Here is a 19,015-nt window from a genome sequence, read left to right as displayed (position 1 = left end):
GTCTTGCCCGCCGCCATCCCTGGAGTACCCTTGCCGGATCGCATCCGCGCACGGAGAGGGAGGCGCAGGCGGCATCGATGTCCACACGGGAGATCTCCGCAGACGGACCCTCCGCAGACGGCCCGGTGAAACCCGCGCCCGGCGACGGCATGCCGCGCGCCGTGACCCATGCCGAACGGCCCGACGAGGCGGCACGGGAGCTGCGCGCCGGGCTGGGCGAGGCGGCGCTGGAACTGGTGGTGGTGTTCTGCGCCCCCAGCTATGACCGCGACGCCCTGGCCGACGCCCTGGCGCGGGAGTTCGGCATGGTGCCGGTCATCGGCTGCACCACGGCGGGGGAGATCGGTCCCGGCGGCTACACCACCAACGCCCTGGTGGCGGTGGGCTTCCCGAGCGAGGATTTCTGCATCGTCACCGCGCTGGTCGACCATGTCGACCGTTTCGAGATCGCCGACAGCACCGCCATTGCGCGCTCGCTGCTGTCGCGCCGCGACCGGGCGATGGCGAGCCGGCCGGTGCCGCTGGGCGAGGATGCCCGCAGCTTCGCCATGCTGCTGATCGACGGCCTTTCGATGAGCGAGGAGACGGTGGTCAGCGCGCTGCACAATGCGCTGATCGACATCCCGCTGTTCGGCGCCTCGGCCGGCGACGACCTGCATTTCGAACGCACCTTTGTCCTGCACGAGGGCGCCTTTCACCCCAATGCCGCCGTGGTGACCCTGTTCACCACCAACCGGCCCTTTACCGTCTTCCGCACCCAGCATTTCGTCAGCTCCGACCGCAAGATGGTGGTCACCGGCGCCGACCCGCAGCACCGTATCGTCCATGAGATCAATGCCGAGCCGGCCGGCCGCGAGTACGCCCGGCTGGTCGGACTGGAGGGCGAGCCGCTGACCCCGATGATCTTCGCCGCCCATCCCGTCGTCGTGCGGGTCGGCGGCCAGTACCATGTCCGCTCGATCCAGAAGGTGAACGACGACGAGAGCCTGACCTTCTTCTGCGCCATCGACGAGGGCATCGTCCTGACGGTGGCGGAGGGGGTCGATCCGGTCTCCAACTTCGACGGGCTGATCGCGGGCATCGAGGAGGAGGTTGGCGCGCCCGACCTCATCCTCGGCTGTGACTGCATCCTGCGCCGGCTGGAGATGGAGCAGCGGCAATTGAATGCCGTCATGTCGGAACGGCTGGCGCGCAACCGGGTTGTCGGATTCTGTGCCTACGGCGAACAGGTGAACGGCATGCACGTCAACCAGACCTTCACGGGCGTCGCCATCGGAGGGCGCTAAGCCATGGCCGGCATCCAAACCCGCAGCTGGACGCTCGATCCCGCCGACCGCATCGCCGAGCTGGAGCGCGAGAACGCTAAGCTCCAGCGCATCAACAAGGTGCTGATGGACCGTGTCGAGCGGTCGATGGATTTCCAGGGCGGCGCCTTCTCGCTGTTCCAGACCGCCATCGTGCTGGAGCAGAAGATCCGCGAGCGCACGCTGGAGCTGGAACGCGCCCTGCACAAGCTGGAGGACAGCAACCGCGACCTCGCCCGCGCGAAGGAATTGGCGGACACCATGCGCACCCGCCTGTTCGAGGCGATCGAGTCGGTGAACGAGGGGTTCGCCCTGTTCGACTCGGCCGACCGGCTGGTGCTGTGCAACCGCAAATACCTGTCCTACTGGCCGTCGGTGGCGGGCCGCATCCAGGCCGGCATCCGCTTCAACGATCTGGTGGCGATGGTCGCCGCCGCCGGCGCGGTCAGCGAGCCGCCGCCCGACGTCTGGCTGCGCGAGCGGATGGAGCACCGCCACGACCTGAAGGGCGTGTTCCTCAATCGCCTGTCCGATGGCCGCTGGATCCAGGTGAACGAGCGGCGGACCCGCGACGGCGGTATCGTCGGCGTCTACACCGACATCACCGTCATCAAGCATGAGGAGGAGCGGCGGCGCGAATCCGAACAGGCGGAGAAATCGGCGCTGATGACGCTGAACGACCAGTTGCAGCAGGCGAAATCCCAGGCCGATCAGGCCAATCTGTCGAAGACCCGCTTCATCGCCGCCGCCAGCCACGACCTGCTGCAACCGTTGAACGCAGCCCGCCTGTTCGTCTCGGCGCTGGCCGACCTGGAACAGCCGGACGCCAATGCGGAGCTGGTGGAGAACATCGACGTCGCGTTGGCGTCGGTCGAGGATCTGCTGTCGGCGCTGCTGGACATCTCCAAGCTCGATGCCGGGGCGGTGACGCCGGAGGTCAGCGATTTCCCGTTGCGCGGCATCCTGGCGCCGCTCGCCACAGAATATGCCGCGGTGGCGGCAGAGCGCGGCATCGACCTGAAGGTGGTGGGATCGGGGGCGGTGGTGCGCAGCGACATGCGGCTGCTGCGCCGGATCGTGCAGAATTTCCTGTCCAATGCGCTGCGCTATGTCCAGGGCGGCCGGGTGGTGGTCGGTTGCCGCCGGGCCGGCGACGGCATCCGCATCGAGGTGTGGGACAACGGCCCCGGCATCCCGCGCGACAAGATCACCGAGATCTTCCAGGAGTTCCGCCGGCTCGACACCCCGGTCACCAAGGGGCGCGACCGCGGCATGGGGCTGGGGCTTGCCATCGTCGACCGCGTCGCCCGCATGCTGGGCCACCCGATCACCGTGCGGTCGGAGCCGGGCAAAGGGTCCGTCTTCGCCGTCACCGTGCCGCGCGGGACGGAGCGCCGCGCCGCGCGCCCGGCCAGCATCGCCGCCCGGCCGATGACGAACCGGCTGGCCGGCACCTCCGTGCTGGTGCTGGACAATGAGCCGGCGGTGGTGGCGGGGATGGAGGCGCTGCTGCGCGGCTGGGCCTGCGACGTGGTGTCGGCCACCAACGGCGACGAGGCGCTGGCGCTGCTGTCCGGCATGCCGCAGCCGCCGGACCTGCTGATCGCCGACTATCACCTCGACGACGGGGCGCTCGGCGTCAACGAGGTGGCGCGGCTGCGCGCCGCCTGCGGCCGCATCCTGCCTGCCGTGATCGTCACCGCCAACCGCACGCCCGAACTGGCGGACGAGGCCAAGGCGGCCGGCTGTCTGGTGCTGAACAAGCCGGTGAAGCCGGCGCAGCTGCGCGCCGTGATGTCGGGGCTGGTGGGCTGAGCGGAGGCTGATGATTTACCGGTAACGCCTTACCGGTTCGGCTGTTGTCGGTTTTTATGACCGACCCCGCTGCGCTGCGCGACAAGGCGCTCGAAATCCACCGGCTGCTGTGCACCGTTTACGGCTGCCCGGTCGCCTATTTCCACAGCCTCGACCCGCTGAGCGAGTTGGTGTCGTCGCTGCTGTCGCACCGCACCCGGAATGCGGCATCCGGCGCCGCCTTCAAGGCGCTGCGGCGGCGCTGGCCCGGCTGGGAAGCGGTGCGCGACGCCCCGGTCGCGGAGGTGGAGGCGACCATCGCCGGCGTCACCTGGCCGGAGCAGAAGGCGCCGCGCATCCAGGCCATCCTGCGCCGCATCACCGATCGGGTCGGCAGCCTGTCGCTCGACCTGTTGTCCGATATGACGGTGCCCGAGGCCCGCGCGTGGCTGGAGGAGTTGCCGGGGGTGGGTCCGAAGACCAGCGCGGCGGTGCTGAGTTTCTCCACCTTGCGACAGGCAGCGCTGCCGGTGGACAGCCATCACCACCGCGTCGCCGTGCGCACCGGCCTGATCCCCGCCAACGTCGCCGTCGGTCCCTCCCACGCCGTGCTGTCGGCGCAATTGCCGACGGAGTGGGACGCCCAACAGGTCTACGACAACCACGAAGTCATGATGCTGCACGGCCAGCGCTGCTGCTATTATCAGGCGCCGGCCTGCGACCGTTGCGTGCTGCTGCGCCTGTGTCCCACTGGGCAAGCCTTGCGCCCGTCGGAGGAGGAGCGGGAGAGGGCGTGAGGGTGGGACGGCCGGCCGGTGGGGATACCGGATTGACCTGATCCTGCTATATTGTACCGTCGTCGGGTACATGTTGCCGAAAGAGAGGGTGTCATGGGCTACGCTGAGCTGATCAAGAAGCTGCAGGCTTTGCCCGAAGACAAGCAGGCCGAAGTTTTCGATTTCGTCGAGTTCCTGGCTGCCCGCTTCGCTGCTTCCAAGGATGCAGGAAGGGACGAATGGTCCGGAAATGAATTCGCCGAGTTCAGCATGGAGCAGGCAATGCGGGGGATGGAAGACGATCCCGTTACCTACAGCCGTGGTGATCTGCGGGAAGTCTGGCGATGAAACGGGCTGGTCAGATTGCGTTGGTGCCTTTCCCGTTCACGGATCTGAACGGGAGCAAGCTGCGGCCGGTATTGCTGATCCGACAGGCATCGTCCCAGTTCGATGATTGGCTTGTCTGCATGGTTTCATCACAGGTCCGGCAAGCTGAACCCGATCTTGATGAAATTCTCACTCCCGAAGATGCCGATTTTAATGACACAGGCTTGAAGGTGACCAGCGTAATGCGGTTGGGTCGGCTCGCTGTGATCGATGGAGCGCTGTTGAGCGGTCGGATTGGACAGATTGGCGCTGAGCGATTGGTTCGCTTACGCCATCGACTTGCCGCATGGTTGATCGATGCGCCGAAATCTCCGGACTGATGGCATCCTCCTCCATTCGTTTTGTGCATTGCAACACGCAGCCATTCCCAGAATGCACGGCCAATCACCATCGGCAGAGCGCATATAAGATTGTGAGGGCGACGAAGACGCCGCTCCGATCTTTATAAGACGAGGCCTGAGGTGATACACAAGATTCTGGACGCGATCGATGCCATTGTCGCGGAAAAACGCCAGAACGGTCAGCTTGAGGATTGGCTCAAAAGCGGTGCCGCCCGGCGTTTCTGCGAGAAGATTTCGTCCGAGCGCAAGCACTATTATCCCGCCTTGCTTCTCTACTTGGAGCGCAATGGCGGGCAGCATATCTGACCAGTACTGGTAACGGGAACGGGCCGCGGCATTCCGCGGCCCGCCCGTTTTTGAGGGGCCCTATTCGGCGGCCAGCGGCTTCGGCATCATGCTGCCGGTCTGCTGGAAGCGGGTGTGCCAGGCGAAGGCCTCCTCCAGCAAATGCGGGGTGTGGCCGCCGCGCTGCAAGGCCCGGCGCTGATAGTCGGCCGCCAGCTCGCGGTAGCTGGGATGGACGCAGTTGCGGATGATGGTCTCCGCCCGCTCGCGCGGTGCCAGACCGCGCAGGTCGGCCAGCCCGACCTCCGTCACCAGAACGTCGACGTCATGCTCGTTGTGGTCGACATGGGTGACCATCGGCACGACGCTGGAGATGGCGCCGCCCTTGGCCAGCGACTTGGTGACGAAGATGGCGAGGTGGCTGTTGCGGGCGAAGTCGCCGGAGCCGCCGATGCCGTTCATCATCTGCGTGCCGTTGACGTGGGTGGAGTTGACGTTGCCGTAGATGTCGCACTCCAGCGCCGTGTTGATGCCGATGACGCCCAGGCGGCGGATCACCTCCGGATGGTTGGAGATCTCCTGCGGGCGCAGCAGCAGCCGGCCCTTGTAGGAGCCGATCTTCGGCAGCACCTCGGCGTATTTGCCGGCGCTGAGCGTGATCGAGGAGCCGGACGCGAAGTTCAGCTTGCCGGCGTCGAACAGCTCGAAGGTGCTGTCCTGCAACACCTCGCTGTACATGGTCAGGTCGTGGAACGGCCCGTCGATCAGCCCGTGCAGCACCGCGTTGGCGATGGTGCCGATGCCGGCCTGCAGCGGGGCCAGCGAGCGGCCCATCCGGCCCTGCTTCACCTCGCGGCCGAGGAACTCGATCAGGTGGCCGGCGATGGCGTTGGTCTCGTCGTCGGGCGGCAGGATGCTGGCGGAACTGTCCTGCTTGCGCGTCACCACGATGGCGGCGATCTTCGACGGGTCGATCGGGATATAGGGCAGGCCGGCACGGCTTTCCGCCGTCACCACCGGGATCGGCTCGCGGAAGGGGCGGCGGGTCGGGATGTAGACATCGTGCATCCCCTCCAGATCCAGCGGCTGGGTCAGGTTCAGCTCGATGATGATCTTCTCGGCCAGGATGGCGAAGGTCGCCGAGTTGCCGATGGAGGTGGTCGGCACGATCCCGCCGTTTTCGGTGATGGCGCAGGCCTCGATCACCGCGACGTCGACCGGCCCCATCTGGCGCGAGCGCAGCAGTTCCACCGTTTCCGACAGATGCTGGTCGACGAACATCACCTCGCCGCGGTTGATCGCCTTGCGCAGCACCGGGTCGGCCTGGAAGGGCAGGCGGCGGGACAGTACCCCCGCCTCGGTCAGGATTTTGTCGACGTCGTTGCCCAGCGAGGCGCCGGTCATCAGCGTGATTTTCAGCTTCTCCGAGGCGGCGCGCTCGGCCAGCGCCAGCGGCACCGCCTTGGCATCGCCGGCGCGGGTGAAGCCGCTCATGCCCACGGTCATGCCGTCCTTGATGAGGAAGGCGGCTTCTTCCGCCGGAACCACCTTGCCCCACAGGGATTTCAGGCGGATGCGATCTCGGTACATCGGGCGTTCCTTTTATGAGTGCTTTTTGGCGAATGGCGAACGATCCGTACCTTGGCGGTCGTCTTTCTTGTTTGAAAATACTCATAAGGAGGCGCTGTCCGTCGCCGCAATTGTTCGTCCGGAATATCAGGCAACGCTCAAGTGAATGGGTGGGCGAATATCGGCTGTTCGGTGCGCTGTGCGGACGTTGACTTGAAACTGTGTCGGGCTGATTTGCTGAAACTCAGTTTCGCTTTCTGGTATTTGTGGGCATCGGCCGGTCCTGTACCTGTGCGCAGCTGTGTCTGTACGCGCCGGGGAGGAGGGCGTAGCATCGGCCCGTCGATCCAACCGCAGGAGTCCGCCGGCGTGGCGTCCCCGCATCGGCCGACCGTCAGCACCCGCAGTTACGACGGGCATGAACGGCGGCACGCCCATGACCATCACCAGATCGTGCTGCCCGTCGCCGGGACCCTCGACATGGAGGTCGGCGGTGCCTGCGGGCGGGTGGGCGACGGGCGCGGGGTGCTGGTGGCCGACGGCGTGCCGCACAGCTTCCGCAGCGGCGGGACCAACCGCTTCGTCGTGCTGGACGTGCCGGCCGCCGGGCTGATGCCGGAGGCGGCGGTGCGCGCCTGCGACGCCTTCTTCGCCATCGACGGTGCGCTGGACGGGCTGGTGCGTTACTTGGCGGCGGAGGCGGCCGACCGGCCGCTCGACCCGGTGCTGGCCCATCATTCGGCGGGGCTGCTGCTGCGCGCCCTGGAGGCCCGGCAGCCGCCGCCCGTATCGAGCGATCCCATTGACCGCGCCCTCGCCCTGATGGCGGAGCGCTGTGCCGAGCCGCTGACGGTGGCGGAATTGGCCGAGGCGGCCGGTCTGGCGCCCAGCCGGTTCCATGAACGCTTCCGTGCCCGCACTGGGAACACCCCCGCCGCCATGCTGGCAAGTCTGCGGCTGGACCGGGCGGAGGCATTGCTGCGGGAAGGGCAGCTGCCGCTGGCCGAGGTGGCGCTGGCGGTGGGCTTCTCCGACCAGAGCGCCCTGACCCGCAGCCTGCGCCGCCGCCGCGGCACCACGCCGGGGGCGGTGCGGAAACCTAGATAGAGCGGGCTGCTTCGACGATCACCGCCGCCACCGCGTCCGGGCGCGACAGGTGGGGAGCGTGGCCGCTTTCGACCTCCACCGTCCGGGCGCCGATGCGCGACGCGGTGGCGCGCAGGAAGTCGGGCGGCAGCATGCGGTCGTTGGTGGCGACGACATACCAGGCAGGCCTGGTCTTCCAGGCGGCGGCGCTCACCTTCGTCGCGAAGCAGGCCGCCGCCACCGGCCCCTGCGTCGCGGCCAGCAGGGCTGCATCCTCGGCCGGCAGATCCTGGGCGAAATTGCGGGCCATGCCCTCCGGTTTCAGGGTCAGGAAACGGTCCTTGTCCACCGACACGCCGGACAGGCCGGCCGATGGCGGGAAGGACTTCAGCGTGTCGTTCGGCGACTGCCCGGCGTCGGGGGCGAAGGCGGCGACGTAGACCAGCGATTTCACCCGCTCCTGGTCGCCGATCTGGGTGATGACGGCGCCGCCCCAGGAATGGCCGACCAGCACCACCGGCCCCTTGGTCCGGTCGATGGCGCGCTGGACATGGGCGACGTCGTCGTCGAGCGAGACCAGCGGGTTCTGCACCGCGACCGCCGCGAACCCTTCCGCCTGCAGGCGGGGGATCACCCGGCCCCAGGAGGAGCCGTCGGCGAAGGCGCCATGCACGAGGATGATGGTGGGGGTGGAACTCATGAGAAGGGCGCTCCCGCTGGCGGTCGGATCAGCCAGTCAGAGCATGCCGGCGGCGCGGCCGTCCAGCCGGGGCGGGGAGCTTTTTCTCAGGGTGGAAAAGGACTTGCCGGTTATTCCGCCGGCTGTCCGCTCGTCCGCCGGCCGAAAGTGGCGACGCGATACACGTACCAGAGCGCGATCCCGGCGGCGACGATGTTGGACACCGGGTTCAGCCAGCCGGCGACCTGCTGATAGCGGTCCTCCAGCAGATAGCCGGCGGTGGCGAGGAAGGTCGTCCAGATCGCCGTGCCGACGGTGGTGTAGAGCAGGAAGGGGGCCAGCGCCATCTCCGACACCCCGGCGGGAATCGAGATCAGCGTGCGCACCGCCGGGATCATCCGGCCGATCAGCACCGACCGGCCGCCATGCTCGCGGAAGCGGGTGGCGGCCTGATCGACCTCCTCCGGCGCGATGGTCAGCCAGCGGCCATGCCGCCCGGCCCAGCGCTTCAGCCGGCGGCAGCCGACCCCGCGGCCGATCAGATACCAAAACAGCGCCCCCAGCACGGCGCCGCCCGTGCCCGAGACGATGACCATCACCAGCCCCAGCTCGCCGCGCGCGGCGGTGAAGCCGGCCAGCGGCAGGATCAGCTCCGACGGGATGGGTGGGAACAGGTTCTCCGCGAACATCAGCAGAGCGACGCCGACATAACCGGTCTGCTCCACCATGTTGACGATCCAATCGAACACGTCCGTTCTCCCACGTTTGACGCCCACGCCCACCGTCGGACCAACACCGGGGGGTGGGATTGGTTGCATGGAAGGGCTCGCACCGGCCGCCGGCTCTGCTTATGTTTGCAGGTGTAACGATTGGATGGGCGGAGGAGGGGGAAGGCGCAGATGGCGGCGATCAAGCTCGACCGGCATGAGAAGGGCATCCTGGCGGCCCTGCAGGAGAACGCCCGTCTGACCATGCAGGAGCTGGGCGATACGGTCGGGCTGTCGGCCTCGCCCTGCTGGCGCCGGGTGCGGTCGATGGAGGACATCGGCGTCATCCGCCGCTACACGGTGCAGCTCGACCCGCGCAAGCTGGGGCTGGGCGAATGCGTCTTCGCCCATGTCACGCTGGAACGCCACAAGGAGAATGCGGTCGAACAGTTCGAGACCGCCATCGCCGACATGCCGGAGGTGCTGGAATGCTTCGCCGTCACCGGCGATGCCGATTACCTGCTGCGCATCGTCGTGCCGACGACGGAGGATTACGGCCGCTTCCTCAGCGAACGCATCTTCTCCATCCCCGCAGTGTCGCACGTCAAATCGAGCGTCACCCTGAAGGAGGTCAAGTTCGAGACCCGGCTGCCGCTGGATCATCTGGAGTGAGCGAGCGACTTCATTCGGCAGCTGCCGTCGGCCGGCCGGAGCGGCGGGGGCGCAGGAAGGCGGCCATCGGCAGGGGGTCACGGTCGATGGCCCGGCAGGCGATCGCCAGTGCCCGTGGCACCGGACTGGAGCCGTTGCGATAGTTGGCCCAGGTATTGACGTGCAGCGCAAAGAGGTCGGCCGCTTCCTGGTTCGCCAAACCATGGCGGTTCTGCCACTCGGCCAGTTCGGCTGCACCGAAGGCGGCTTGCTGTTCGGCCAGTAGTTCCAGATGCACGCTGTCGATGCACAGATCCTCATCTCCAGCCCATTGGACGGTGTCGCCATCCTCGCCGACCTCGGGTTTGGCGAAGATGGTGGGAACGCGCAGGGCCTCGATCCGATGCAGGGCGATCCAGCCGGCCAGATCGACCTTCACCCCGCCTCCGCCCACCCAATCGACGGTCAGGATGGTTCCGGGGCCGGCCTCGACCGCGGCGATCAGCGGAACGGGGCGGGGATCGGTGCCGATGACGAAGCCTTCGGACATTGGGATCTCCCTTCAGGCAGTGGGGATGTGGGGATTGAGAGTGTTCCAGGCGGCGATCAGTTCGCTACGGTGGGCGATGGCCCAGTCCCTGATTTCGGGCCACAGGACGGACGGCAGCTTTCCCCGGATGACCGTGACGGGATCAATGCCGACCAAGGCGTTGATGTCGGGGCCTTTGACGTGGAAGTGGGGTGGGTTGTGATCACGTCCCTGGATGACCACCCGCAGATTTCCGAAGTTCGCCAGTTTGCCCATCATGGCCCTCGTCATCGGCAAACCAGCATACCACAAATTTTGTTGGTTCGATAACTCAAAATTTGTGGATAGCGGTTCCGCCGCTACCCGGCGCCTGCCTGTTGCAACTCCGTCGCCAAGGCCGGCGCCAAATCGCCGCCGCCGGTCATCGTCACCCGCTCCAGTCCCAACCAGCCGGACAGACGGCGCAGTTCCGCCGCCAGGTGCGCGGCGACGGTTTCGTGGCTGGCGTGGGGTTCGGTGTGGGCGGCCTGGACCAGCAGGTTGGACGCCTTGCGGTCGGACTTCAGGTCGACGCGGGCGGCGATGCGCTCGTCCATCAGGAAGGGCAGGACATAATAGCCGTGTTCCCGCTTATGGGCGGGGGTGTAGATCTCCAGCCGGATGCGGGCGCCGAACAGCCGTTCGGTGCGCTGCCGCTCCCAGATCAGCGAATCGAAGGGGGAGAGCAGGGCGCGGGCCGGGGCCTTGCGGGGGATGCGCAGGTCGGGGGTGACGTAGGCGGTGCGCTCCCAGCCCTCCACCGTCACCGGGATCAGGTCGCCGGCCTCCACCAACTCGGCGATGCGCAGGCGGGCGTCGGCGACCTCCAGCCGGTGATAGTCGCGCAGGTCGCGCTCGGTCGCCACGCCATGGGCGCGGGCGGCGATGCGCAGAAGGGCGCGCTGGGCCTCGGCCTCCTCCGGGGTGGGGGTGTCCAGGACGGCGGATGGCAGCACCCGCTCCGGCAGGTCATAGAGCCGCTCGAAGCCGCGGCGGCCGGCGGTGGTGACCAGACCGGCCCAGAACAGGAACTCCACCGCCCGCTTGCCGTCGCTCCACCCCCACCAGCCGCCAGCGCCGCGTCCGGCCTCGCTGAGTTCCGACGCGCCCAGCGGCCCGCGCGCCGCCACCTCGGCCAGCACGGAGTCGATGTAGGGGCGGCGTTCGGCGGCGAAGCGCGCCAGCTCGCCATAGATGCCCTCGCCACGTTCTGCCCGCGCCATGCGCCAGCGGAACAGCGGCTGCTGCTCCACCGGGATCAGCGACGCCTCGTGGCCCCAGTATTCGAACAGCGACCGCCGCTTGCCGCCATAGGCCAGCCGGTCGAGCAGCGCCGCCTCGTACGGCCCCAGACGCGAGAACAGCGGCAGGTAATGCGAGCGCACCAGCACATTGACGGAATCGATCTGAACCAGCCCCAGCCGGCCGATCAGGCGCCGGGCGTGGCGGGCCTCGACAGGATCGGCGTCGGGGGGCGTGTTGGGGAAGCCATTGGGGAAGCCTTGGGCCGCGATGGCGACGCGGCGGGCCTCGCGCAGGGATAGGCTGTCGGGACGGGGCATGGACCTGGAAGGAAAGGAAGCGGGGGAGCAGCTTGCGAATGCGTTTGATTTTCGTCAAGGCGGCGTGGGGGTGGCGGGCGCAGGCTGACGGTCAATCCTGCACTGCAGCACCCGTTTTGCGGAGTCCCCCTTCATGTCCTCCCCCAGTCTTGCCGGCCGCGACGACGGCCCCGCCATCCCGATCCTGTTCCAATATGGCTTCCGCTTCTTCTTCCTGTTCAGCGGTATCGCCGCCGTCGGGCTGCTCGGCGCCTGGCTGGGCGTGCTGGTGACCGGGGAGTGGCCGGAGCATGCGGTCGGCGCCAGCGCCTGGCATGCGCACGAGATGCTGTTCGGCACGGTGGTGGCCGCCGTCGCCGGTTTCCTGCTGACCGCGGTTCCGAGCTGGACCGGAACCAAGGCGGTGGCCGGCGCACCGCTGATGGCGCTCGCCGCGCTGTGGATCGCCGGCCGCGTCGCGATCTTCCCGTGGACCGGCATGCCGGAGCCGGTGGCGGCGGTGATCGACATCGCCTTCCTGCCGGGGCTGGGGCTGGCGCTCGCCCGGCCGCTGGTGGCGGCGGGCAAGTGGCGGAACAGCGCCTTCCTGATCCTGATCGGGCTGCTGACGGCGGCCAACCTGCTGATCCATCTGGACTGGCTGGAGCTGCTGGACGGCGGGGCGGATGCCGGCTTCGCGCTGGGGCTGGGCGTCGTGCTGATGATGGTGACGGTGATCGGCGGGCGCATCCTGCCGGCCTTCACCCGTAACGGGCTGGGCAAGGCGGGGCTGGGCGTGCGGTCCTGGCCGATGGTGGAGCGGCCGGTTCTGGTGCTGACGCTGGCGCTGATCCCGGCGGCGATGGTGGCGCCGGACTCCGTGGTCACCGGGCTGATCGCGCTCGCCGCCGCGGTGGCCCACGCGGTGCGGCTGGCCGGCTGGCAGGGCTGGAAGGCCTGGCGCTCGCCGATCCTGTGGATCCTGCATGTGGGGTATCTGTGGGTGCCGGTGGCGTTGAGCTTGCGCGCGCTGCATGCCTTGGTCGGGCTGCCGGCGGCGGCGGGGACCCATGCGATGACGGTCGGCGCCTTCGCCACCCTGATCCTGGCGGTGATGAGCCGCGCCTCGCTCGGCCACACCGGCCGGCCGCTGGTGGTGTCGCGGCTGACGGTCGCCGCCTATGTGCTGCTGACGGTCGCGGCGGTCGCCCGTACCGCCTCGCCGATTCTGCCGGTGGAGTGGGTCTGGGCGGCGCTGCAATGGTCGGGCTATGCCTGGGTCGCCGCCTTCGCCCTGTACCTCGTCGCCTATGCCCCGGTCCTGCTGTCGCCGCGGGTCGATGGGCGGCCGGGCTGATTGAAGTCAGGCCGCGCCGCGGAAGTAGCGGTCGATGGCGTCGGTCATCTCGACCTCGCGGAAGGGCTTGGTCAGGACGGGGCGGTCCTGATGGCTCTGCGGCAGGCCGGCGGCGCCATGGCCGGTGGTGAAGACGAAGGGGATGCCCCGGGCGCTCAGCGCGTCGGCGACGCTGTCGACGCGCTCCCCGCGCAGGGTGACGTCCAGCAGGGCGGCGTCGATGCCGCCCTTGGCGATCAGTTCCAGCGCCTCCGCCACCGTGCCGGCGGGGCCGACGACGCCGACATTCTGGACTTCCAGCGAATCCTCGATGGCCATGGCCACCAGCGGCTCGTCCTCGACGAGCAGGATGCGCAAAGGCTTCGATCGGTCGGCTTCCATGGACAATCGGCTCGCTGCTGGTCGGGGCGATGGCTTTGGGCGGCGGTCGGCCGTCAGATGGGGATCGTGATCCCATACGGCAACCGGCGTGAGCTTTTCCGTTCAGCCGTCCGTTTGTCCACTCCGACCTTGGTCATCGCCCATTGGGCCATCCGCGAGCTATGGCTTGACTATCACCCCAGATCATCGAGCGCCTGTTGGAGGGACGGATAGAGCGCCTCTACCAGCGATCCGTCCGGCCGCACCGGCGACGGCAGGGTATCGGCCCCTTCCAGTGCCCGGAACAGCGGCAGGCCGCCGACCTCGACGAAGCCGCCGCGCTCGCCATATTGGCCGACGATCCAATCCTTGACCGTCGGGTCGCCGTCCAGCGCATTGTTGTGCGAAATCAACGCATGGGTGCCGTCGTCGGACCGGCGGTACCAGGCCCGGCAGCCGTCGCCGAGATCCATCGGCGTGAAGCCGGCCTCGGTCATCGCGTTGCGCACCGCCGGGCGTACCCGGTCGGCCCGCAAGCCGGTCCGCAAGTCGGTCCGTTGTTCGAGATCGTCCGCAAGGTCGGTCATTTCGCCTCTCTGGTCATGGTCCTGAAGGGACAACGCATCAGGGAGACTTTTGTGCCCGGCGGACCTGTCCGAATGTGGAGGGAGCGGCTGCCTGTTGGTGACTGTCCGGCCGCCGCCTATCCGTTCAGACGTTTAGCGGCCTGCGGGTGCGGAGTGCGGCAAGGGAGCGGTCGAGCAGGTCGCGCAACCGGTCCTCCTGCTCCAGAACCACCGAGGCGGGGGCATGTTCCAGCTCCCTCGCCAGGTGGCCGAGGGCGGCGGCGCCGAGATTCAGCGAGGTGCCCTTCAGCGTATGGGCGGTGCGGTTGTGCGGTTCCCCGGCGCGGGCCTGGGCGACCATGCTGTCGATGGTCTTCTGCCCGTTGTCGGTGAAGCCGGCGACGGAGGCGGTCCAGTCGTCCGCCGTCAGCACCTCCAGCAGCAGGGACACCTGCTCCTCATCCAGCAGGTCGGCATCGGGAATGGCAGGCAAATCCGTCATGGCGGGCTCCGGAGCGTCGGATGCGGGTGCGGCGGACACGGCCGCGCCGGCAGCAATGCCGTTGCCCAGCACCGATGCCATTTCGGCAAAGAGCAGGGCGGGGCGCAAGGGCTTGGTGACGAAACCGTTCATCCCCGCCGACAGGCATTCCGGCCGCGAGCTGCCCGACGCATGGGCGGTCAGCGCCAGGATGGGGACGTTGCCCGTCGGGCCGGGCAGTTCGCGGACGCGGCGGGTGGCGGTCAAACCGTCCATGCCCGGCATCTGGATGTCCATCAGCACGAGGTCGAACGGCTGGTCGCGCACCATGCGCACCGCCTCCCCGCCGCTGGCGGCCAGCGCCACGCTGTGGCCGGCGCGCTCCAGGATGCCGCGGACGATGTCGCGGTTGACCTCGATGTCGTCGACCGCCAGAACGCGCAGCGGCGGCAAGGCCGCGGCGCGCGCCGCCTCGCCGACGCTGGTGCCGTGGCCGGGTTCGATGCGGCGCAGGGCCGACGGGTCGCCGGGACGGGCGACGACGGTGAAGCGGAAGACGCTGCCGCGGCCGGGGGCGGTGTCCACCGCGATGCTGCCGCCCATCAGCAGGCAGAGGTCGCGGCAGATCGCCAGCCCAAGGCCGGTGCCGCCATAGCGCCGGGTGATGGAGCTGTCGGCCTGGGTGAAGCGGTCGAACAGGGTCGGCACCGAACCCGGCGCGATGCCGATGCCGGTGTCCTCGACCTCGAATTCCAGCAGGAAGGAATCGGGACGGCCGTACGCGATGAGATCGGCGGGCGCGCGGTCCAGCCGGCGCACCCGCACGGCGACATGGCCCTCCTCGGTGAACTTCACCGCGTTGCCGACCAGATTGAACAGGATCTGGCGCAGGCGGGCCGGATCGGTGACGATCACCTCCGGCACCGACGGCATCAGCCGGGCCGACAGCTCCAGCCCCTTGTCGGTGGCATTCGGGCGCAGAACCTCCAGCACGCCGTCGATCAGCTGGGGCAGGGCGCAGTCCGCCTCCTCCAGGTCGATGCGGCGGGCCTCCAGCTTCGACAGGTCGAGGATGTCGTCCAGCAGCCGCAGCAAGGTCTCGGCCGAGCGGCGGGCGACGTCGGCCAGCCGCTTCTCCTCCGTCGGCAGCGCGGCGTCGGCCAGCAGGGTCAGGTTGCCCAGCACGCCGTTCATCGGGGTACGCAGCTCGTGGCTAACGGTCGCCAGGAACTCGGTCTTCGACCGGCTGGCCGCCTCCGCCTTCTCCTTGGCCTGAAGCAATTGCTCGGCCGCCTGCCGCGGCTCTGTCACGTCGATGCACAGCCACAGCTTGCCGATGGCGGACCCTGCGGCGTTGCGCACCGGCACATTGTGCCAGCTGACGATGCGCCCGTCGGTCAGCGTCATTTCGCGCCGCTCGTCGCCGTCCACCGCCGACAGCAGAGTGTAGTCGGTGTCGAGCGGGGCGTTGCCGGCATTGGCCAGCGTCTCGTCCAGCCGGTGGCCGACCGGTGCCTCGGCAATCGTGAAAAGGGCGGAGAAGGCCGGGTTGGCATAGGCGATGCGACCGTCGCCGCCGACGAACAGCACGCCGAAATCCATCGCCGACAGCAGCGCCGACAGGCGGGCACGTTCCTGCTCCACGTCGCGGGCCAGCGCCTCCTGCTCGTCCAGGGCGACGGTCAGCTGGTCGACACGTTCCTTGATGGCGTGGGACATGGTGTTGAAGGCGGCACCCAGCCGGCCGATGTCGTCGTCGCCCTCCGCCAGGGCCGGCGGGCTGTAGTCGCCGGCGGCCACCCGTTCGCTGGCCCGCGCCAGCGCCGCCAGATGGCGGGTCAGCCACAGGCCAAGCAGGGTCAAGAGCCCGGCCGACAGCAGGATCTCCGACAGGGCGATGGCGATGCCCTGGGTCAGCAGGTCGCGCCGCGCCTCGACGATGTGCAGCAGGTCGAGACCGAACTGCACCGCGCCCAGCTTCTGCCCGGCCAGCGACACCGGCACCGCCACGTCGTAGCGGGCGACGCCGTCCTTGGCGTCCAGCGTCAGGGCCGGGTCCGGATCGGGCAGCGCGCGGTCCTGCGGCCAGCCGCTGGTCGCCACAAGCCGGCCGTTGCTGTCGCTGACGGCGAGATAGATAACCCCGCCGGTGGAGCGGCTTTCGTCCAGCACCGCCTGCAGCGTCGCATAGTCGCGCTGGGCCAGCGGCGCCACCAGCGCGGCGTTCAGCACCGGCGCCACCTGCCCCGCATGCAGCCTTGCCTGTTCGGCGAGGCTGCCATAGAGCAGGCGTACGCTGTTGGCGACCAGCAGGGTCAGCATGATCGCCTCGACCGCCATGGCGGCGACCAGCATGCGCCCGCGCAGGGTCTTCCAGGGTGCCAGACGGGTCAGGATCATTTCCCGGCCTTCAGGACGCTCCGGACCTCGTCGGACAGCGGCTCCATCGCCTCCAACTCCTCATCGGTGACCGCACGGTAGCCGCCCAACTGGTTGGCGTCGAAATAGGCCTTGCCCTCCGCCGTCTCGCCGAAGGCGAACAGGGCCTTGCGCAGTGGCTCGGCCAGGGCCGCCTGCCTGTTGTTCAGCATATAGACGCGGCCGGCCATCGGGCGGCTCTCGGCGATGGTGGACAGCTGGGCCTGCACCTCCGGCGCCAGCTTGGCGCGGTTGGCCAGCGACATGAAGCCGGCCGACGCATCGCCGGCCAGGATCAGCTGGGCCACGCTGTCGGCGGCGCTGACATAGCGGATCTGGATGCCGGGCAGCTTTTGGCCGGCAAGCCAATGCTGGCCCCACAGCGTCACCAGCGAGGACGGGCTGAGCCCCAGGACGGTGGTGCCGGCAAGCGACGCCGCCGTCTGGTACGGACCCTTGGCCGAAGTCACCACCACGGCGCGGAAGTCGGCCTTGTAGGTCAGCAGCGGCAGATAGCCGGCGTCCTTGCGCAGCATCTCCGCCTGATGGCCGGTGGTGACGGCGATGTCGTAGTCCTGATCCATCGCCCGGCGGGCGAAGGCGGTGAAGTCGGGGGCCGTCACGATCTCCACCGACCGGCCCAGCGCCGCCTCCACCGCGCGGCGGACGGGCTGGTACTGTTCGATGATGACGCGGGCGCTGGTGTGCGGGGCGATACCGATGCGGAACGCCTGCTCCGCCGCCAGGGCCGTAGCGGAAGTCGCCAGCCCGCACAGCAGGGCGGAACAGAGCACGGCAAGACCGGCCAACAGACGCTTTGTCATGGGTTTCGGATCCCTACGTTGTGCAGGCGTGAAATGCCGGCGCATGAACGGACAGCATTCGTGACGGCGACGGCCCAGCCAGGATGTAGGACGAAAGATATAACATTCGATAAATGCCACAGGTAGGGACAAGAGCGCGCAGGGAGGCCCGTTTCGCGCACGTCGCGGCCGGTTTCGCGCGATCCGAAAAGCCCGTGGAACTTTGACCATTCCTGTTCGCATCATTCTGCCGGCCTTGCGCAACTTTGAAACGGGGGCGAGGAAGGATTCGGCGGGCGTCCAAGAAAGATCACGCTTTGGTTGCGGGGTGGTCCGTTATGTGTCGGGTGTCCCCACAGCGCCCCAAGGAATCACCGTGCCGGAACGAGCCCTCGACCCGCAGTCCGCCATCTGCCGCGCCATCCGCCTGCTGCGCGACCACAGCCGCGGCTGCGACAGCATCGAAACCCGGCGCCTGCTGATCCACACGGAACGCTGGCTGGTCTGGATGCTCCGCCGCGAAGAGGGCGAGGACCTGCCGGTGCCGGCGGAACTGGCGGGGTGAGACGTGAGACCTCTGCAAAAGCATGGCCTATGTAACCATATGGTGATTGAAACCATAGAGCGGGGATGCCATGATCCCGTCATGACCAAAGCCAAACTTCTGCGCGACCGCAAAATGGTGCTGCCTGACGGTGCCATCGTGCAGATTCGGGTGTGGCTGGTGACTGAGCCGGTGCCCCCGAGCGAACACCGCTTCAAGTACAGCCTATATTATGGGCGCAACGGCGAGCGTCTCGTTGCGTACGATAATGAGCGTGGTAAGGGCGACCACAAGCACATTGTCAATGACGAGGTGCCGTACCGCTTCACCGACATCGAAACGCTGCTGGGAGACTTTCTGGCGGATATCGGGACCTTGAGGGGAGAACCGCTATGACGGATCTGAAGATCACAGTCGGTCAGAGCCTGCGGGATATCGCGGCGGAGGTTGCGGACGCTGTGCATCGCGTCGAGCGCGGCGAAACCGTCGAGCCTGAAAGCTCCATCAACTTCGCGGACTGGGAAACCCTGGCGCGGACGCTGACGGGAAAGCGCCTGGAACTCCTGCGCCATCTTCACCGGCAGCCGACCGTGAGCGTGCGGGCTCTGGCGATGGCGTTGAAGCGCGATTACAGCAACGTCCATGCCGACGTCCAGGCGCTGACGGAAGCCGGACTGATCGAACGGAGCGAAGACGGCGACCTGCGCGCCGAGTATGACGGGATTCAGACGCGGATCGCGCTGTAATGATCGCAACCGACTGTGATCCCGAAACGAAAACAGGCCCCTCCCGGTCGGG

General features: G+C 68.0%; 22 protein-coding genes. 12 read left to right on the top strand and 10 right to left on the bottom strand.

Annotation, left to right across the window (positions count from 1 at the left end; genetic code table 11):
• Positions 1 to 125: 125 nt before the first annotated feature.
• The 6 genes from nosP (at position 126) to B9N97_RS34245 (ending at position 4,908) form a co-directional block, all read left to right on the top strand.
• Positions 126 to 1,286, top strand: coding sequence for a nitric oxide-sensing protein NosP (gene nosP, locus B9N97_RS34270; RefSeq protein WP_244561082.1), 1,161 nt, complete (start codon positions 126 to 128; stop codon positions 1,284 to 1,286).
• A 3-nt stretch (positions 1,287 to 1,289) separates the two neighbouring features.
• Positions 1,290 to 3,119 carry an ATP-binding response regulator gene (locus B9N97_RS34265; protein ID WP_085092269.1) on the top strand — a complete coding sequence of 610 codons (1,830 nt, stop codon included), beginning with the start codon at positions 1,290 to 1,292 and terminating at the stop codon, positions 3,117 to 3,119.
• Positions 3,120 to 3,175: 56 nt separating this feature from the next.
• On the top strand, positions 3,176 to 3,895 hold the full coding sequence (locus B9N97_RS34260; protein ID WP_085092268.1) for an endonuclease III domain-containing protein: 720 nt from the start codon (positions 3,176 to 3,178) through the stop codon (positions 3,893 to 3,895).
• A gap of 93 nt (positions 3,896 to 3,988) precedes the next feature.
• Positions 3,989 to 4,222: a DUF2281 domain-containing protein gene (locus B9N97_RS34255; protein WP_085092267.1), complete on the top strand. Its 234-nt coding sequence runs from the start codon at positions 3,989 to 3,991 to the stop codon at positions 4,220 to 4,222.
• On the top strand, positions 4,219 to 4,581 hold the full coding sequence (locus B9N97_RS34250) for a type II toxin-antitoxin system PemK/MazF family toxin (protein WP_085092266.1): 363 nt from the start codon (positions 4,219 to 4,221) through the stop codon (positions 4,579 to 4,581). The genes B9N97_RS34255 and B9N97_RS34250 overlap by 4 nt, the downstream gene beginning before the upstream one ends.
• Before the next feature lie 141 nt (positions 4,582 to 4,722).
• Positions 4,723 to 4,908 carry a hypothetical protein gene (locus B9N97_RS34245; RefSeq protein WP_085092265.1) on the top strand — a complete coding sequence of 62 codons (186 nt, stop codon included), beginning with the start codon at positions 4,723 to 4,725 and terminating at the stop codon, positions 4,906 to 4,908.
• A gap of 60 nt (positions 4,909 to 4,968) precedes the next feature.
• Here B9N97_RS34245 and B9N97_RS34240 read toward each other — a convergent pair whose 3' ends face one another.
• The gene (locus tag B9N97_RS34240; RefSeq protein ID WP_085092264.1) at positions 4,969 to 6,477 is read right to left on the bottom strand and encodes an acetyl-CoA hydrolase/transferase family protein; all 1,509 of its coding nucleotides are present in this window, start codon (positions 6,475 to 6,477) and stop codon (positions 4,969 to 4,971) included.
• Positions 6,478 to 6,825: 348 nt separating this feature from the next.
• Between B9N97_RS34240 and B9N97_RS34235 the strand changes: the two genes are divergently transcribed.
• Positions 6,826 to 7,563, top strand: coding sequence for an AraC family transcriptional regulator (locus B9N97_RS34235; protein WP_085092263.1), 738 nt, complete (start codon positions 6,826 to 6,828; stop codon positions 7,561 to 7,563).
• On the opposite strand, the gene B9N97_RS34230 is transcribed toward B9N97_RS34235, so the two are convergent.
• Positions 7,556 to 8,242 (bottom strand): alpha/beta fold hydrolase, encoded by a 687-nt coding sequence (locus tag B9N97_RS34230; RefSeq protein WP_085092262.1) that lies wholly within the window; start codon positions 8,240 to 8,242, stop codon positions 7,556 to 7,558. The two genes, B9N97_RS34235 and B9N97_RS34230, sit on opposite strands and share 8 nt — an antisense overlap.
• Before the next feature lie 110 nt (positions 8,243 to 8,352).
• Positions 8,353 to 8,970, bottom strand: a complete 618-nt coding sequence (locus B9N97_RS34225) for a DedA family protein (RefSeq protein ID WP_167393474.1) — start codon at positions 8,968 to 8,970, stop codon at positions 8,353 to 8,355.
• Positions 8,971 to 9,120: 150 nt separating this feature from the next.
• On the opposite strand from B9N97_RS34225, the gene B9N97_RS34220 reads away from it, so the two are divergent.
• On the top strand, positions 9,121 to 9,600 hold the full coding sequence (locus B9N97_RS34220) for an Lrp/AsnC family transcriptional regulator (protein WP_109156215.1): 480 nt from the start codon (positions 9,121 to 9,123) through the stop codon (positions 9,598 to 9,600).
• Between the two features lie 10 nt (positions 9,601 to 9,610).
• Here B9N97_RS34220 and B9N97_RS34215 read toward each other — a convergent pair whose 3' ends face one another.
• The 3 genes from B9N97_RS34215 to B9N97_RS34205 all read right to left on the bottom strand — a co-directional run bounded on the left by B9N97_RS34215 (position 9,611) and on the right by B9N97_RS34205 (position 11,709).
• Positions 9,611 to 10,129: a DUF2442 domain-containing protein gene (locus B9N97_RS34215; protein ID WP_085092260.1), complete on the bottom strand. Its 519-nt coding sequence runs from the start codon at positions 10,127 to 10,129 to the stop codon at positions 9,611 to 9,613.
• 12 nt (positions 10,130 to 10,141) lie between these two features.
• Positions 10,142 to 10,387 carry a DUF4160 domain-containing protein gene (locus tag B9N97_RS34210; RefSeq protein WP_244561081.1) on the bottom strand — a complete coding sequence of 82 codons (246 nt, stop codon included), beginning with the start codon at positions 10,385 to 10,387 and terminating at the stop codon, positions 10,142 to 10,144.
• Positions 10,388 to 10,467: 80 nt separating this feature from the next.
• Positions 10,468 to 11,709, bottom strand: a complete 1,242-nt coding sequence (locus tag B9N97_RS34205) for a winged helix-turn-helix domain-containing protein (protein WP_085092259.1) — start codon at positions 11,707 to 11,709, stop codon at positions 10,468 to 10,470.
• Positions 11,710 to 11,842: 133 nt separating this feature from the next.
• Between B9N97_RS34205 and B9N97_RS34200 the strand changes: the two genes are divergently transcribed.
• Positions 11,843 to 13,045 (top strand): NnrS family protein, encoded by a 1,203-nt coding sequence (locus B9N97_RS34200; protein ID WP_085092258.1) that lies wholly within the window; start codon positions 11,843 to 11,845, stop codon positions 13,043 to 13,045.
• Positions 13,046 to 13,051: 6 nt separating this feature from the next.
• Here B9N97_RS34200 and B9N97_RS34195 read toward each other — a convergent pair whose 3' ends face one another.
• From B9N97_RS34195 to B9N97_RS34180, 4 genes are all read right to left on the bottom strand, one after another.
• Positions 13,052 to 13,426: a response regulator gene (locus B9N97_RS34195; RefSeq protein ID WP_085092257.1), complete on the bottom strand. Its 375-nt coding sequence runs from the start codon at positions 13,424 to 13,426 to the stop codon at positions 13,052 to 13,054.
• A gap of 173 nt (positions 13,427 to 13,599) precedes the next feature.
• On the bottom strand, positions 13,600 to 13,992 hold the full coding sequence (locus tag B9N97_RS34190; protein ID WP_085092256.1) for a hypothetical protein: 393 nt from the start codon (positions 13,990 to 13,992) through the stop codon (positions 13,600 to 13,602).
• 124 nt (positions 13,993 to 14,116) lie between these two features.
• Positions 14,117 to 16,852, bottom strand: a complete 2,736-nt coding sequence (locus B9N97_RS34185) for a hybrid sensor histidine kinase/response regulator (protein WP_085092255.1) — start codon at positions 16,850 to 16,852, stop codon at positions 14,117 to 14,119.
• On the bottom strand, positions 16,849 to 17,694 hold the full coding sequence (locus B9N97_RS34180; protein WP_085092254.1) for a phosphate/phosphite/phosphonate ABC transporter substrate-binding protein: 846 nt from the start codon (positions 17,692 to 17,694) through the stop codon (positions 16,849 to 16,851). Before B9N97_RS34180 ends, B9N97_RS34185 begins: the two co-directional genes overlap by 4 nt.
• 355 nt (positions 17,695 to 18,049) lie before the next feature.
• Between B9N97_RS34180 and B9N97_RS34175 the strand changes: the two genes are divergently transcribed.
• The 3 genes from B9N97_RS34175 (at position 18,050) to B9N97_RS34165 (ending at position 18,963) form a co-directional block, all read left to right on the top strand.
• Entirely contained in the window at positions 18,050 to 18,238 is a 189-nt protein-coding gene (locus B9N97_RS34175) for a hypothetical protein (RefSeq protein ID WP_085092253.1), read from the top strand.
• 81 nt (positions 18,239 to 18,319) lie between these two features.
• The gene (locus B9N97_RS34170; protein WP_085092375.1) at positions 18,320 to 18,613 is read left to right on the top strand and encodes a toxin-antitoxin system TumE family protein; all 294 of its coding nucleotides are present in this window, start codon (positions 18,320 to 18,322) and stop codon (positions 18,611 to 18,613) included.
• Positions 18,610 to 18,963 (top strand): HVO_A0114 family putative DNA-binding protein, encoded by a 354-nt coding sequence (locus B9N97_RS34165; RefSeq protein ID WP_085092252.1) that lies wholly within the window; start codon positions 18,610 to 18,612, stop codon positions 18,961 to 18,963. Before B9N97_RS34170 ends, B9N97_RS34165 begins: the two co-directional genes overlap by 4 nt.
• Positions 18,964 to 19,015 lie beyond the last annotated feature (52 nt).

The sequence above is a fragment of the Azospirillum oryzae genome (assembly GCF_900177515.1).
GTDB classification, from domain to species: domain Bacteria; phylum Pseudomonadota; class Alphaproteobacteria; order Azospirillales; family Azospirillaceae; genus Azospirillum; species Azospirillum oryzae_A.
This window is presented reverse-complemented; position numbering and strand designations above follow the sequence as displayed.